The organism is Weizmannia sp. FSL K6-3076 (assembly GCF_038007245.1).
In the GTDB taxonomy this organism is placed as follows: Bacteria; Bacillota; Bacilli; order Bacillales; family Bacillaceae_C; genus Weizmannia; species Weizmannia faecalis.
Window position 1 is genome coordinate 600,454 of record NZ_JBBOWU010000001.1, and the last position, 13,327, is coordinate 613,780.

Sequence of the window (13,327 nt, forward strand, 5' to 3'; positions counted from 1 at the left end):
CGTAAGCAATTTTTAGGTTCGTTGTGTAATTTCTTTTGCGGCGTTGATGGCAAATTTCATATTGGTGTTTTCTTATCAAGAGAGGTTGAGGGAATGGCCCGATGAAGCCTCAGCAACCTTCAATGCTTTTACGCGTTGAAAAGGTGCTAAGTCCTGCAAGTTATGGGATCATAACTTGAAAGATAAGAAGATGGTTCATGCACGAAAGGAATGGCCTTCTTCTTATTGGAGAAGGCTTTTTGATTTTAAGTGAGGGAGTGTCCATCATGTATCATACAGAAACAAAACTTGCACAAATCGGAAACCGCAGTGACCGCGTGACAGGTGCGGTGAACCCGCCTGTTTATTTTTCTACCGCTTACCGCCACGAAGGCATTGGGCAGTCAACCGGTTTCGATTATTCCCGTACCGGCAACCCGACGCGCCAGTTGCTTGAAGAAGCGATTGCGGATCTGGAGGGCGGGGACCGCGGGTTTGCGTGCAGTTCCGGCATGGCTGCGATTTTCACTGTTTTATCTTTGTTCCAGGCCGGCGATGAGTGGATTGTGAGTGATGATTTATATGGCGGCACCTACCGCCTGCTGGAGCAGGGATATAAAAAATGGGGGCTTTGTTGTAAGTACGTGAATACGTGCAACCCGGAAAATATTGAACAAGAAATCACCCCGAAAACGAAAGCCATTTTCCTCGAAACGCCGACAAACCCCCTCATGCAGCAGACGGATATCGGCGCAGTGGCTGAAATTGCGAAAAGGCACGGAATCCTGCTGATTGTAGACAATACTTTTTACACCCCGCTTTTGCAGCAGCCGATTAAAGAAGGCGCTGATATTGTAGTCCATAGCGCGACGAAATATCTTGGCGGGCATAACGACGTGCTGGCCGGTCTGATCGTGGCAAAGGGTGCTGAACTTTGCGAGCAGCTTTTTCTGTACCATAACGGTGCCGGCGCCACCCTCAGTCCGTTTGATTCGTGGCTTCTGATGCGCGGCATGAAAACGCTGGCGCTTAGGATGGAAAAACACGAAAAAAATGCAAAAGCTGTGGCGGCATTTTTAAGCGCGCATCCGGATGTAAAAGATGTGCTGTATCCGGGCCGCGGCGGGATGCTTTCTTTCCGTGTAAAAGAAGAATCATGGGTCGACCCGTTTTTACGCGGCCTGTCTTTGATTACATTTGCCGAAAGCCTCGGTGGGACGGAAAGTTTTATCACTTACCCGGCTACACAGACGCATGCCGACATTCCGGAAGAAAAACGGATTGCTTCAGGCGTAGACAATTGCCTTTTGCGCTTTTCAGTCGGAATTGAAAATGAACGCGATTTGCTTGCAGATATTGAAAAAGCTTTTGCCAACATTCACGAAGGGGTGCAAACACGATGACAAATGAAGATTATTCTTTTCAAACGAGGCTTTTACATAACAGCCATAAAATAGACCCGGCGACCGGTGCTGTGAGTGTACCGATCCAGCATGCTTCGACATACCACCAGGCGGACATTGACCAGTTCGGTAAATACGATTACAGCCGCTCGCTCAATCCAACGAGGGAAGCGCTCGAGGATGTCATCGCCGAACTCGAAGGCGGTGTCAAAGGTTTCGCGTTTGCTTCCGGGATGGCGGCGATTTCAACCGCGTTTCTGCTTTTGTCGGCGGGCGACCATGTTGTCATCACCGAAGATGTGTATGGCGGCACGTTCCGGATGGTGACAGAAGTCCTGACCCGGCTTGGTATTGAACATACATTTGTAGATATGACCAACCTTGAAGAAGTGCGGCAGGCCGTCCGCCCGAACACGAAGGCTTTTTATGTGGAAACCCCTTCAAACCCGCTTTTAAAAGTGACGGATATCCGTGCGGTGAGTGAACTGGCAAAGGAAACCGGGGCGCTCACCTTTGTCGACAACACCTTTTTAACGCCTGCCCTGCAGCGCCCGCTTGAACTCGGGGCGGATATCGTGCTGCACAGCGCGACGAAATTTTTAGCAGGGCACAGCGATGTCGTTGCTGGGCTTGCGGTTGTAAAAGATGAAGCATTGGCAGCGCGCCTCGGATTTTTGCAAAATTCATTCGGGGCGGTGCTCGGCGTCCAGGATGCATGGCTCGTTTTGCGCGGGTTGAAAACGTTGCATGTGCGGCTGCTCCAATCGCAGCAGTCAGCGGTGAAAATCGCACATTTTCTTGATGCGCATCCGCTTGTGCGAAACGTGTATTATCCGGGGCTCGGGCACCATCCGCAGCATGCGCTTCAAAAGCTAGAGGCACAAGGGCCGGGCGCGGTATTGTCGTTTGAACTGGAAGATGAGGAAGCGCTCCGGACATTCGTCAGCCATGTGAAAATTCCGGTCTTTGCCGTCAGCCTCGGCGCTGTAGAATCGATTCTGTCCTATCCGGCAAAAATGTCCCACGCCGCAATGCCGCCTGAGGACCGAAGAAAACGCGGCATCTCCGACAGCTTGTTGCGCTTATCGGTTGGCCTCGAAAATCCGGATGATCTGATTGCCGATTTCGAGCAGGCTTTTTCGTACACGAAAGCGGGCACAACCGTGAAATAATGGACAAACGGCTGCAGGGAATCCGCCCTGATCGGCGGGATTCCCCGTTTCAAAATAGACGCCCGGGCTTATTTTGAAACGCGAATGGAGGCACGCCCCGTCCGTACGTATGACAAAAAACTGCACCACAGAAGCCGCTGAAAAAGCCCGAAAGAAAACATAAAAACGGCGGGAAACCACTGTAAAAAGTGTCCCGCCGCTTTTTTCTGTTTTTTGTGTAAAGGAAAGGAACGCCTGCATTCACAATCCGGAAATCGGCCGGGTAACCGTCCTGCCTGGTTTCAACGTTTCTGTACGGCCGCCTATATGGATGTCCAGCGCATCTCCTTCCAGCAATGTCACTTTAAACGCATGGCGCGCCACTTCCACCTGAAACTTGCGGTTTTGGTAGGTGAGGCGAAATAAATAGCGGTCCCATTGTTCCGGAATGGTAGGATTTAGAAAAAACCCGTTTTCTTTGATCCGGACGCCGCCGAATCCGTACACGATTGATAGCCATGTCCCGCCCATATTGGCCATATGCAGGCCGTCCTTTGTATTGCCATGTGTGTTATCAAGATCAAGGCGGGCTGTTTCGATAAAATAATGATACGCTTTTTCCGCTTCGCCGAGCCTAGACGCCATTATGCTGAAAATGCATGTGGACAGTGATGAATCGTGTGTCGTGACTTTTTCATAATAATGATACGAGTTTCGGATCGTTTCCGGATTTGCCTCGTCTTCCAGCAAAAAATGCGCGAGCACCGTGTCTGCCTGTTTGCATACTTGGTACCGGTAAATCGTGAGCGGATGGTAATGCAAAAGGAGCGGGTAATGGTCTTTCGGCGTATGTTCAAAGTCCCAGACCGCTTTATCGAGAAAGCTGTCATCCTGTTTGTGGATGCCGCGTTTTTCATCATAAGGGAGATACATCGCATCCGCCGCTTTCAGCCAGCTTGCCGCTTCTTCGTCCGTTAAACCAAGCCGTGCAGCAAATGCCGCAAAATAGGCATCATCTGTTTCTTTCAGCCAGTGATAAAATTTGTGAGCTGATTTCAAATTATATTTTGCCATCACATTTGTATAGTAATTGTTGTTGACGATGGCTGTGTACTCATCCGGCCCGGTCACATCTTCAATCGCAAATTTGCCGTCTTTTTCCCGGTAATGGCCAACCTCAAGCCAAAGCCGCGCCGTTTCCACGAGAATTTCGACGCCGTATTGCTTCATAAAGTCCTGATCTTGGGTGGCATACCAGTATTGCATATAACTGTAAGCGATGTCCGCGCTGATATGATACTGCGCTGTGCCGGCAGGGAAATACGGGGAGCATTCCGTGCCGGAAATCGTCCGCCACGGAAATAGCGCACCTTTTTGATGGCCCATCTCTTTTGCCCTTGCCAGTGCGTGGTCAAGGATATGGTAGCGGTACAGCAGCAAATGCCGCGCGAGTTCCGGATGGATCAACAGAAACACCGGGAAAATGTAAATCTCCGTGTCCCAAAAGTAATGCCCTTCATAACCTTCCCCGGACAGCCCTTTTGCCGCAATATTGCTGGCGGTGTCTTTTCCGACAGATTGCAGGAGCTGGTACAGATTGAAACGGATCCCTTCCTGCAGTTTCGGATCGCCGTCAATTTCAATGTCCGCTGCTTGCCAGTAAGTGGCTAAATATTGCTCCTGCTCCCGTAATAGTGCTGAAAAATCTTTGCCTTGCATGCTTTTTAGGATGGCCGCCGCCTTTTCTGCGATATGGTCCCCGTGGCGGAGCGTGTCCGTATAGATCGCAAATTTTGTAAGGGACACCGGCTCGCCGTGTTTGAAATCGATGATTGCGTGCACTTTTTGTTCGTCTTGTTCATAATGGCATTCGCAAGAGACGGAAACGGCGTGGGTTGCGGCACAAGCCATTTCAAGCCCGGAAGCAAATGTGCGGACACGCAGTACAATCGTGCCTCTGTCCTCTGCCACTTTTGTCACAGCCAGCTTTTTTGCATGGGCAGATCCGGTCCGCGGGTCGTTTTTATCGACATAATTTTGCACATCACCGTTGACAGTGGAAATCACCCGCACCGGCCCGGAAAAGTTTACCGGCTCCATTTTCACTTGAATCGCAAACAGTTCCCGCTGTGTAAAAGAAACCAACCGTGAAAAAGTGAGCTTGATTTCTTTTCCGGAAGGCGATTTCCAATGGATGGCGCGTTCGGAAAACCCGCGTTTCATGTGCAAAGTTTGGGAAAAACCGAGAACTTCCCCTTCAAAAAGAGAAAAGCGTTCTTTTTCTTCTCCAAGAAAAATTTCGATGGTCTGCGCATCGATCACATTCAGCATTTTCTGACCGGTTTCCGGGAATCCGTACGCTTTTTCCCCGTACTGGATTTCTGTAATGTCATAAAAAGCATTCAAATATGTGCCGCGGATAGAAGGGATTTCTTCCGGGTAGCCTTCTTCAAAGTTTCCGCGCACGCCAAGATAGCCATTCCCGAGTGCAAATAAGCTTTCATTGACCAGCAGCATTTGTTTGTCCAATTCGTGTTTCGTGATTTCCCATGTCATACGCTGTTCCTCCAAAAATTCCAAATTCGAAGATGGCATGGTGCCAAGCGCCCTTTTTTCTTATGGTCCGGCCGGGAAGCCCTTTTTTCGCTCATATCGGATCGACCGCCGGCTCATGTATTCATCCAGGGGTCACACACCGGCAGGCAGGATTCCGGAAAATGTCGCGCGTTATACCGAGGGAAAACTTTTCCACTGCCGGAAATTTTTATTCTTTCACCCCACCTGTTGTAAGGCCGGAGACGATTTGTTTCTGGAACAGAAGGACGATGATCAAAGTCGGGACCGTGACGACTGTGGTAGCGGCAGCGACCTGTCCCCAAAGTATTTCGAACTGGGTGCGGAGGAAAGAAATCGCGACCGGCACAGTATGATAATTAGCGTCCGAATTTAAGGTAATCGTCAGCAAAAATTCGTTCCACGCGGCAATGAATGTAATAATCGCAGTTGTAAAAACACCTGGCGCGGCAAGCGGGAAGACAATCCGGAACAGCGTCTGGACCGGCGTCGCACCGTCAATTTTTGCCGATTCTTCAAGTGCGAGCGGAATCTGGTTGAAATGCGTCACCAGGATCCATACCGCAGTCGGCAGGGTGATCGTCGAATACGGCAGGACAATCGCATACGAGTTCGTTAAATGCAAATGCAGGAACAAATTATAAATCGGCCCGGTGACAATCATTTGCGGGAACATCGAAACCGCCAGAATCAGCCCGAGCAACAGGTTTTTCCCTTTGAAATCAAAGCGTGAAATCGCGTAAGCCGTAAACGTGGCAATTAAAATAATGTAAACCGTTGTCGTTGTCGCAACGATAAAACTGTTTTTCACCGATGTCAGGATCCCTTTTTGGAAAATCTGCGTGTAATTTTCCCATGTCGGATGATGGGCAAAGACCCGAAAAGCCCCGTCGCCAAAAATTTCCCCGGAAGGTTTAAAGGAGGTGATAAAAATCCAGAAAAACGGAAATATCATCCCAAATAAAAATACGGCAATCAGGGCGATGATGAGCACATTCCATTTGCGGTTCGTTTTCATGGCCATCCCTCCTTAGTTTTTATCCATCAAATTGGCGCCGAGCACTTTAATGTAAATGGTTGCGATGATGGCGACGCAAATAAACATGATGATGACAATGACGGAGCCGTAGCCGAAGTTGGTTTGCCCGAACATCGTTTTGTAACCGTAGACAGACATGGTTTCTGTTGCCCCGCCCGGACCGCCGCCTGTCAGAACGTAAATCAGGTCGAAAACGCGAAAAGCGTCAAGTGTCCTGAACAGCAGTGCGACTAAAATAGAAGGCTTCAGCATTGGTAGCGTAATTTTGAAAAATTGCTGGATTTTTGTTGCGCCGTCAATGGATGCGGCTTCATACAACCCTTTGGAAATGTTTTGCAGGCCGGCAAGCAGCAAAAGGGCCATATAAGGTGTTGTTTTCCAAACGTCGGCTAAGATCGTGGATACCATCGCGCCGGATCCCGTTAATAGCAGAATGCGCGAATCGCTGATTAGCCCTATGGATTGGAAAAAATGCGCGACAACACCGCTTGTGCCGTCATACAAATAACTCCACATGAGCGCGGCAACCGCGGTCGGAATTGCCCACGGGATCAGCGAAGTTGTCCTTACAATGCCTTGCCCTCTGAACGCTTTGTTCATAATCATGGCGAGGCCGAGGCCGAGGACGAACTCAAGGAAAACCGAAACGACGGTAAAGAGCACGGTATTCCATAAGGCATGCCCGAGTCGTTTGTCATGCAATGCTTCTTTATAAGACTTGAAGCCGATGAAGTTGGAGGGTACAAAGCTGCTTTTAAAATCTTTTACAATTTTTGATAAATTTTTTCCGTTTTGCGTATTGTATTTGGCGTTGATTTCCTTTACCAGTTTGGATGAGTCGGTATAAAGGCCCATCAGCTTTTTCTGGTCGGCCTGGCTGATTTTTTGGACGCCTTTTCTGCCTTTATACTGCTTGGCAACATTGGCAACGCGATGGACCAGCTTGTCGACTTTTTGCCGGTCGGCCGGGTCGGTGATTTTTTCCCGGTCTTCTGTTAGAAACAGCCTGACATACGTTTGCGTTTCGTCAAATAAATCGAAATTATAGCGCGGGCTCATGTACAGCCCCGATTTTTGCTGGTTATTCAGCTGATAATCAAAAAAGGTATAGCGGAGTGACTGAAAAATCGGCCACAGCGAGAATACGCCGATAAACAGCAGGGCTGGAAGGATAAATAAAAAAGCCTGCAAGCGGTTCTTCTTCATGATGCTGGCACCTCTTTTCACCATAATGTTTCTTCCCGTAGGAGGATGCACAGTTTATGCAGCGCCCCCTCATTTCTTTTTAAAAAAGGCTCTATTGAATAGAGCCTTTCGCCGATATCAAACCATTATGAAAAGCAGGCGCCCGGGGACGGAAAGGGAGTAAAACGCGTTCCCGGACGGTTGCTTATTCGCCTGTTGCGTCCTGGATCGTTTTGACTGCATCATCCAGATTTTGGCCTGTGCTTAAATATTTGTGGGCCGCAATTTGGATCGTGTCGGATACTTTGCTGTATTTCGCGGATACCGGGCGGGCAATCGTCGTTTTCAACGCTTTTTGGAAGCCCGGCATGGTCAGCATTTTGTTTTGTTTTTGGACATCAGGATCATTCAGCAAATCATTATATCCCGGCAGGTAACCGCCTTTTGTGGACATAATCTTCTGCCCTTTTTTGCCGGCTACGAATTTTACAAACTCCCATGCGCCTTCTTCATGTTTTGAGTTTTTGTTGATGCCGAGAAGCCAGCCGCCGACAGCACCGCCGTTTGGAAGCGGAGCAATGCCAACATTTTTGATGTCCACTTTTACGCCTTCCCCGCCTGTTTTAATGGTGCCATACTGGTACGGCCAGTTCCGCGAAAAGACAGATTTTCCTTGTGCAAAGCTGTCCAGCGTTTGTTGTTCCATATAGTTCAGCAAATCTTTCGGTGACCATGATGCTTTTGTAAATTGATACATCGTCTCAAGGCCGCCTTTGATATCTTTATAATGATTCGTGAATTCTGTCACATTAACTGTTAAGCCTTCATATTGTTTGGACTGATAAACAAAGCCGTTTGTCGTTCCGTTTTTGCCGGCATATTTTGCAGCCATGTCCCCGAGTTCTTTATAGGTGTAGTCCCCGCTTTCGAGTTTCGCTGCATCTTCCTTGCTGACAATATCGGAACGGTAATACAGAATGCCGAGGTCCGGGAAGAATGGAAGTGTGTATTGTTTCCCTTCATAGTTTCCGGAAGCCATTGAGCCGGCATTGAACTGGTCTTTCGTCAAATTGGCATCCATCATTTTTTTGTCAATCGGCACAAGGTATCCGGCACCGGCAAATTCGCCGCCCCACACAACGTCCATGGACATGATGTCATATTCGCTTGATCCGCTGGAGAGCGATGTCAGTAATTGGTCGTGCATTTGTGCCGAGTCATTCGTCATTTGTACCCATTTCACCTGGTACTTTTTCGATTGTTTGTTAAAAGCCGCAATGACTGCTTTTGTCGCAGGTGTACTGTCATTTTGTGCTGCGAATTTTAACACAATCTTTTTTGAGGAACTGCCGCTTTTGCTTGATTTCGAGTTTGAATTGCTGCCGCAGCCGGCCAGCACGCCGATAACAAGCGTAAGCGCTGCCAAAATCACGCCCGCTTTTTTCCACATACGAAAGCCCCCTTTAGTTTTGATGATTACACTTGAATATTACCCTGTATGCGCATACAATGATATTAGAATCTTTAGATCTATAATAAAATTTTTAGGTATTGGGGCGGCTCCGATGAAACAGTCTGCCATCAGCAAATCCATTATAGAACGCTACCTTTCATACCGCGTTGAGCACCAGCGCGAGTATTTTCTTCATCCGCCTTATATGATGGAAAAGCAGTTGTTGAATGCCGTAAAAGAAGGGAGAGTGGAAGCAGCCGAATCCGTTTTGAAAACTATCAATAAGCTGGAGCGGGCTAAACTTGCGGAAGAACCGATCCGCTCGCTCCGTAATTCACTCATCTGTATTTGCACGCTGTTTACAAGGGCGGCGATCGAAGCGGGCGTGCCACCGGAAACCGCTTTTAACATCAGCGATGCGCATATTTTGGAGATTGAAAGGTTAAAGACGCAGGAAAAGCTGTTCGAACTCGAGTACAGCATGTTGCGAAATTTTACGGAAGCCGTTCAGCAGGCAAGGAAACAGGAAAATCGCTACAGCCATGCGATTCATATGGCTGTGGCATATATTCATGAAAATATTTTACAGGTGATCACGCTTGAATCGCTGGCGAAACATGTTTACCTGAATCCGAGCTACTTGTCCCACTTGTTTAAAAAAGAGACCGGCGTATCGGTGACGGATTATATTAATAAAAAGCGGATTGAAGAATCGATTTATTTTTTGCTCCATACAAATATTACTATTTCCGAAATTGCGCTTCTGTTCCATTTTTGCAACCAAAGCTACTATACTTCGCTTTTTAAAAAATATATGGGGCTCACCCCAAAAGAATTCAGGGAGCAGAACCAGCACTAGCTTTGCCGGCATGTATCCGTTTTTTAACGGCCGGCCGGCGCTTCCTTGCGATTTTCCAATGTTTAACACATGGCAGCACCGTTTCACGTCCGGATTTCCATCAAGTTCCTTTCCTTAGCCCGTCTACCGCACTCGAACAAAACCGTATATCGCCCTTGCTGCAAAAAACACGGTATCAGCAAAGGGCGCCTTTTTATGACCACAAGCCGGGTTTTCCCTTTTTGCCCAGGCATTGGCGGACCGGGATTTTACATTGCCGGCGGTGCACGGAACGTATATACTAAACATGGAAACATTTCACCGTGCTAAGGAGAAAACTGTTTTGAAAAAGGCATTTGGCAATATCGATTTGACCGTAATTACAGAAGAACAATTTTTGGACGAATTTGAGAGCCGGGTACACGAAGGGATCAAAACCAATGTGTTCTTTTTGAATGCGCACTGCTACAATATCGCCCAAACCGACCGCGACTACTACCGAATTATCAATGAAGCCGACTATCTGCTCAACGATGGGGTCGGGATTGAAATCGGCGCAAAACTGTTTGACATTCCGCTTGCCGGCAATTTAAACGGTACCGACTTGACGCCGAAAATATTAAAGCGCTGTGAAAAAAACGGCTTCTCCGTATTTGTGCTCGGTGCTACCGAAACGAATCTGCAAAGCGCGATACAACATTTCCGCAGGGATTATCCCGGTTTAAAAATTGCCGGCTGCCACCACGGGTATTTTCAATCAAAACATGAGATTGTGGCGATGATTAACCGCTCGCATGCCGATGTGCTGCTCGTCGGAATGGGCGTTCCGCTGCAGGAAAAATTCATTGCCGGCTTCGATCAGGAACTTTCTTGCACAGCACGGCTCGGCGTCGGCGCATTTATTGATTTTGCATCCGGAAACGTACCGCGCGCCCCGTATTTGTTCCGGAAATTGCGGATCGAGTGGCTGTTCCGATTGTTGCGCGAACCGAAACGGCTGTGGAAGCGAAATTTCGGCAGCCTCATCTTTTTGTGCCGGATTTTGCGATATAAATGGAAACATTCATAGTCTCCTTTTTCCGGCGCTGAAAGGAACAGGGCGTGCAGGACGGGAATTCAGACACGTGCCAAAAAAAGAAGGAAATACCCGGTACTTGCCGACAATAAAAGATGTGCTATTTTTGTTTTACAAAAGGGAAAAGCGGGTACGATAATGAAATCATTTGTAAAAGAAAGGTGAGAAAGATGATGGAAATTGATATCAAACCCTCTGCACTCTCCCAATTCAAACAAATTGAATTTCAAGAAGGCGAAGGCATCCGGATTGAGGCGGTCTTTGTCGGGAGCTGTACAATTGCTGCGGAACATTCTTTAAAAATTGACCATAAACGGGAAGATGACGATTTATTTAATGTTTATGGCATTCCGCTCCTTGTGTCGAAGGCAAGCCAAAAACAGCTCGGTGAGAAAGTCATCATCGATTACAATCCGAATAAAGGGTACAAACTTTCTTCAGATCAGGAAGTTTACCAATACAATCTTGACTTGACAAGAGCCGAGTAAAAAGAGGTGCTTTGCATTGAAAGAAACTTTTCGTGCATTGGTCATGGAAAATGCATCACGGCCGGTACTCTCCGTACAGGAATGGGATACGGGCCGGCTGCCGGACGCGGAAGTCACTGTAAAAGTCGCCTATTCAAGTGTCAATTACAAAGATGCGCTTGTTGGCGTGAAAGGGGACTTTGTCAAATCGTATCCATTCATACCGGGGATTGATTTGGCGGGAACGGTGCTTGCATCCGCTGACAGCCGCTTTAAAGAAGGCGATGAAGTGATCGTCACAAGCTATAAGCTGGGCACCGGGCATTTCGGCGGATTCAGTGAAATGGCGCGCGTGCCGGCCGCCTGGGTCGTGCCGCTTCCGAAAGGGCTGACGTTAAGAGAGTCCATGATTTTAGGGACAGCCGGCTTTACGGCAGCGCTGTCCGTGCAAAAACTAGAAGACCACGGGCTCAAACCGGGACAGGGGCCGGTGCTTGTTGCCGGGGCAAGCGGCGGTGTCGGCAGTGTCGCTGTCGATATTTTGGCAAAAAGGGGTTATGAAGTCACGGCCTCAACCGGAAAAAAAGAGGCACACGCCTATTTAAAACGGCTCGGTGCGGCCCGTATCCTCGACAGGGAAGCCGTTACGGACCATGAAGACCAGTCGATTCGCAAAAAAGAATGGGCAGCGGCAGTCGATCCTGTCGGCGGGAAAACGACACAATACATCATCAGCACACTCCAGTACGGCGGGGCGGTGGCAACGAGCGGTCTTACCGGTGGAAGGGAAGTCACAACGACCGTAACGCCGTTTCTCGGGCGCGCTATCAGCTGGCTCGGAATCGATTCTGTTTTTTGCCCGATGGATCTCCGGGTGAAAATTTGGGAAAAACTTGCCAGCGAATTTAAGCCGGAACATTTGACGAGTGAAATTGTTCGGGAAATTAGCCTTGAGCAAGTCCCGGCCGCCCTTTCAAATATTTTGGAAGGCAAGCTTCAGGGTCGGACAATTGTAAAATTGTAACGAAAAAGGATGCGTGGTATTCGCATCCTTTTTTAATTGGCCGTTTTGGCGTTTGAAAAAGCAAGCCCCAAAACGGCTATTTCAATTGCGGGCAAATCTACAACTATCATCTGTGTACCCATCCGGCTGATGTAAGCTGTCCGGGTTTTAACTTTCCGCCGGCTCTACATGCACAATGACCTCATATACTTCACAATCGCGGATCAGTGAATTCTCCACTTTTGTGGAAATGTCATGGGCATGACGCAAATCAAGAGACGGATCAACGCCGATGACAAGATCAATGACCGTATTGTTTCCGTACTGCCGCGCTTTAATATCCTTCACGCTTTGGACGCCGGCTACACTTAATACTTTCGCTTTATAATTTTCCAGCTCCGACTCATCAAATCCGTCTGTTAAAAGATGGGAAGTATCACGGAAAATTTCCCAGGCGGTTTTGCAAATCAATAAGCCGACAACAATCGCAGCCGCCGGATCAAGCCACGGAAGATGGAACTGCGAACCGATGATGCCGATGCTCGCGCCGATACTCACCCAGGCATCGGACAAATTATCCATCGCGCTTGCCCGCACCGCCTGGCTATTGATGCGCTTTGATAATCGTTTATTGTACAAATAGACAAAAAACATGACGGCGGCACAAAGGAATCCGGTCCATGCCGCAGCCATATCCGGGGATTCGGATTTTCCATGTATGATCGAGAGAATGGCATCATAGAGCACCTGGATGCCGACCGCCATCATAATGAGAGAAGCAACCATGGAGGCGACATTTTCCGCTTTCCAATGCCCGTAAGGATGGTCGCGGTCCGCCGGTTTCCGGGAGAGGCGGAGCCCGATCAGGACGGCGATCGAAGACAGGATGTCCGTAATATTGTTCAGCCCGTCTGCCTTCAGGGCGCTTGAATCCGTATAGAAGGCAATTACCAGTTTCAGCACCGACAGGCTTAAATAGGCCGCCATGCTGACCATAATGCCATACTCGCCTAATTTTAAATTTTGGTATTTTTCTTCATTCATTGCATTCACTTCCAATTGGTTTACTTCTCTATCATAACAATGAAGGGCAGGGTGGGTCTACAGCAACGTTTTTTCCGGCCGCTATAAAAGTTAGATGCGGGAAAATTCGCCTTCAC

At 48.4% G+C, this 13,327-nt stretch carries 11 protein-coding genes and 1 riboswitch; of the genes, 6 read left to right on the forward strand and 5 right to left on the reverse strand.

The genetic code is table 11. The features are described from left to right. Positions 1-69: 69 nt before the first annotated feature. Positions 70-189, forward strand: a riboswitch (SAM riboswitch). A 77-nt stretch (positions 190-266) separates the two neighbouring features. Together NSS95_RS02735 and metC are read left to right on the forward strand one after the other, a co-directional pair. Continuing rightward, positions 267-1,382, forward strand: a complete 1,116-nt coding sequence (locus NSS95_RS02735; protein ID WP_026104684.1) for a methionine biosynthesis PLP-dependent protein — start codon at positions 267-269, stop codon at positions 1,380-1,382. Beyond that, positions 1,379-2,554 carry a cystathionine beta-lyase gene (metC, locus tag NSS95_RS02740; RefSeq protein ID WP_017552247.1) on the forward strand — a complete coding sequence of 392 codons (1,176 nt, stop codon included), beginning with the start codon at positions 1,379-1,381 and terminating at the stop codon, positions 2,552-2,554. Before NSS95_RS02735 ends, metC begins: the two co-directional genes overlap by 4 nt. Positions 2,555-2,794: 240 nt before the next feature. Here metC and NSS95_RS02745 read toward each other — a convergent pair whose 3' ends face one another. The 4 genes from NSS95_RS02745 to NSS95_RS02760 form a co-directional block, all read right to left on the reverse strand. Then, complete coding sequence (locus NSS95_RS02745) at positions 2,795-5,089, reverse strand: glycoside hydrolase family 65 protein (RefSeq protein ID WP_046721866.1); 2,295 nt, start codon at positions 5,087-5,089, stop codon at positions 2,795-2,797. Between the two features lie 208 nt (positions 5,090-5,297). Continuing rightward, complete coding sequence (locus tag NSS95_RS02750; protein WP_013858456.1) at positions 5,298-6,125, reverse strand: carbohydrate ABC transporter permease; 828 nt, start codon at positions 6,123-6,125, stop codon at positions 5,298-5,300. 12 nt (positions 6,126-6,137) lie between these two features. Beyond that, positions 6,138-7,352, reverse strand: a complete 1,215-nt coding sequence (locus tag NSS95_RS02755) for a carbohydrate ABC transporter permease (RefSeq protein WP_104851228.1) — start codon at positions 7,350-7,352, stop codon at positions 6,138-6,140. Between the two features lie 184 nt (positions 7,353-7,536). Beyond that, positions 7,537-8,781 (reverse strand): extracellular solute-binding protein, encoded by a 1,245-nt coding sequence (locus NSS95_RS02760; RefSeq protein WP_326244184.1) that lies wholly within the window; start codon positions 8,779-8,781, stop codon positions 7,537-7,539. 115 nt (positions 8,782-8,896) lie between these two features. Between NSS95_RS02760 and NSS95_RS02765 the strand changes: the two genes are divergently transcribed. The 4 genes from NSS95_RS02765 to NSS95_RS02780 all read left to right on the forward strand — a co-directional run bounded on the left by NSS95_RS02765 (position 8,897) and on the right by NSS95_RS02780 (position 12,188). After that, positions 8,897-9,643 carry an AraC family transcriptional regulator gene (locus NSS95_RS02765; RefSeq protein ID WP_326244183.1) on the forward strand — a complete coding sequence of 249 codons (747 nt, stop codon included), beginning with the start codon at positions 8,897-8,899 and terminating at the stop codon, positions 9,641-9,643. A 322-nt stretch (positions 9,644-9,965) separates the two neighbouring features. Continuing rightward, complete coding sequence (locus NSS95_RS02770) at positions 9,966-10,691, forward strand: WecB/TagA/CpsF family glycosyltransferase (protein WP_017552242.1); 726 nt, start codon at positions 9,966-9,968, stop codon at positions 10,689-10,691. 179 nt (positions 10,692-10,870) lie between these two features. Next, complete coding sequence (locus tag NSS95_RS02775; RefSeq protein WP_104851712.1) at positions 10,871-11,185, forward strand: iron-sulfur cluster biosynthesis family protein; 315 nt, start codon at positions 10,871-10,873, stop codon at positions 11,183-11,185. A 16-nt stretch (positions 11,186-11,201) separates the two neighbouring features. Then, positions 11,202-12,188 carry an acrylyl-CoA reductase family protein gene (locus NSS95_RS02780; protein ID WP_258921942.1) on the forward strand — a complete coding sequence of 329 codons (987 nt, stop codon included), beginning with the start codon at positions 11,202-11,204 and terminating at the stop codon, positions 12,186-12,188. 147 nt (positions 12,189-12,335) lie between these two features. Here NSS95_RS02780 and NSS95_RS02785 read toward each other — a convergent pair whose 3' ends face one another. Beyond that, positions 12,336-13,211 (reverse strand): cation diffusion facilitator family transporter, encoded by an 876-nt coding sequence (locus NSS95_RS02785; RefSeq protein ID WP_035189452.1) that lies wholly within the window; start codon positions 13,209-13,211, stop codon positions 12,336-12,338. Between the last annotated feature and the right edge of the window lie 116 nt (positions 13,212-13,327).

Excerpts from the sequence above, each read along its gene's own strand:
- metC (WP_017552247.1), top strand. The coding sequence starts at position 1,379 with ATGACAAATGAAGATTATTCTTTTCAAACGAGGCTTTTACATAACAGC.
- NSS95_RS02765 (WP_326244183.1), top strand. The coding sequence starts at position 8,897 with ATGAAACAGTCTGCCATCAGCAAATCCATTATAGAACGCTACCTTTCA.
- NSS95_RS02775 (WP_104851712.1), top strand. The coding sequence starts at position 10,871 with ATGGAAATTGATATCAAACCCTCTGCACTCTCCCAATTCAAACAAATT.
- NSS95_RS02735 (WP_026104684.1), top strand. The coding sequence starts at position 267 with ATGTATCATACAGAAACAAAACTTGCACAAATCGGAAACCGCAGTGAC.
- NSS95_RS02755 (WP_104851228.1), bottom strand. The coding sequence starts at position 7,352 with ATGAAGAAGAACCGCTTGCAGGCTTTTTTATTTATCCTTCCAGCCCTG.
- NSS95_RS02745 (WP_046721866.1), bottom strand. The coding sequence starts at position 5,089 with ATGACATGGGAAATCACGAAACACGAATTGGACAAACAAATGCTGCTG.
- NSS95_RS02785 (WP_035189452.1), bottom strand. The coding sequence starts at position 13,211 with ATGAATGAAGAAAAATACCAAAATTTAAAATTAGGCGAGTATGGCATT.
- NSS95_RS02750 (WP_013858456.1), bottom strand. The coding sequence starts at position 6,125 with ATGAAAACGAACCGCAAATGGAATGTGCTCATCATCGCCCTGATTGCC.
- NSS95_RS02760 (WP_326244184.1), bottom strand. The coding sequence starts at position 8,781 with ATGTGGAAAAAAGCGGGCGTGATTTTGGCAGCGCTTACGCTTGTTATC.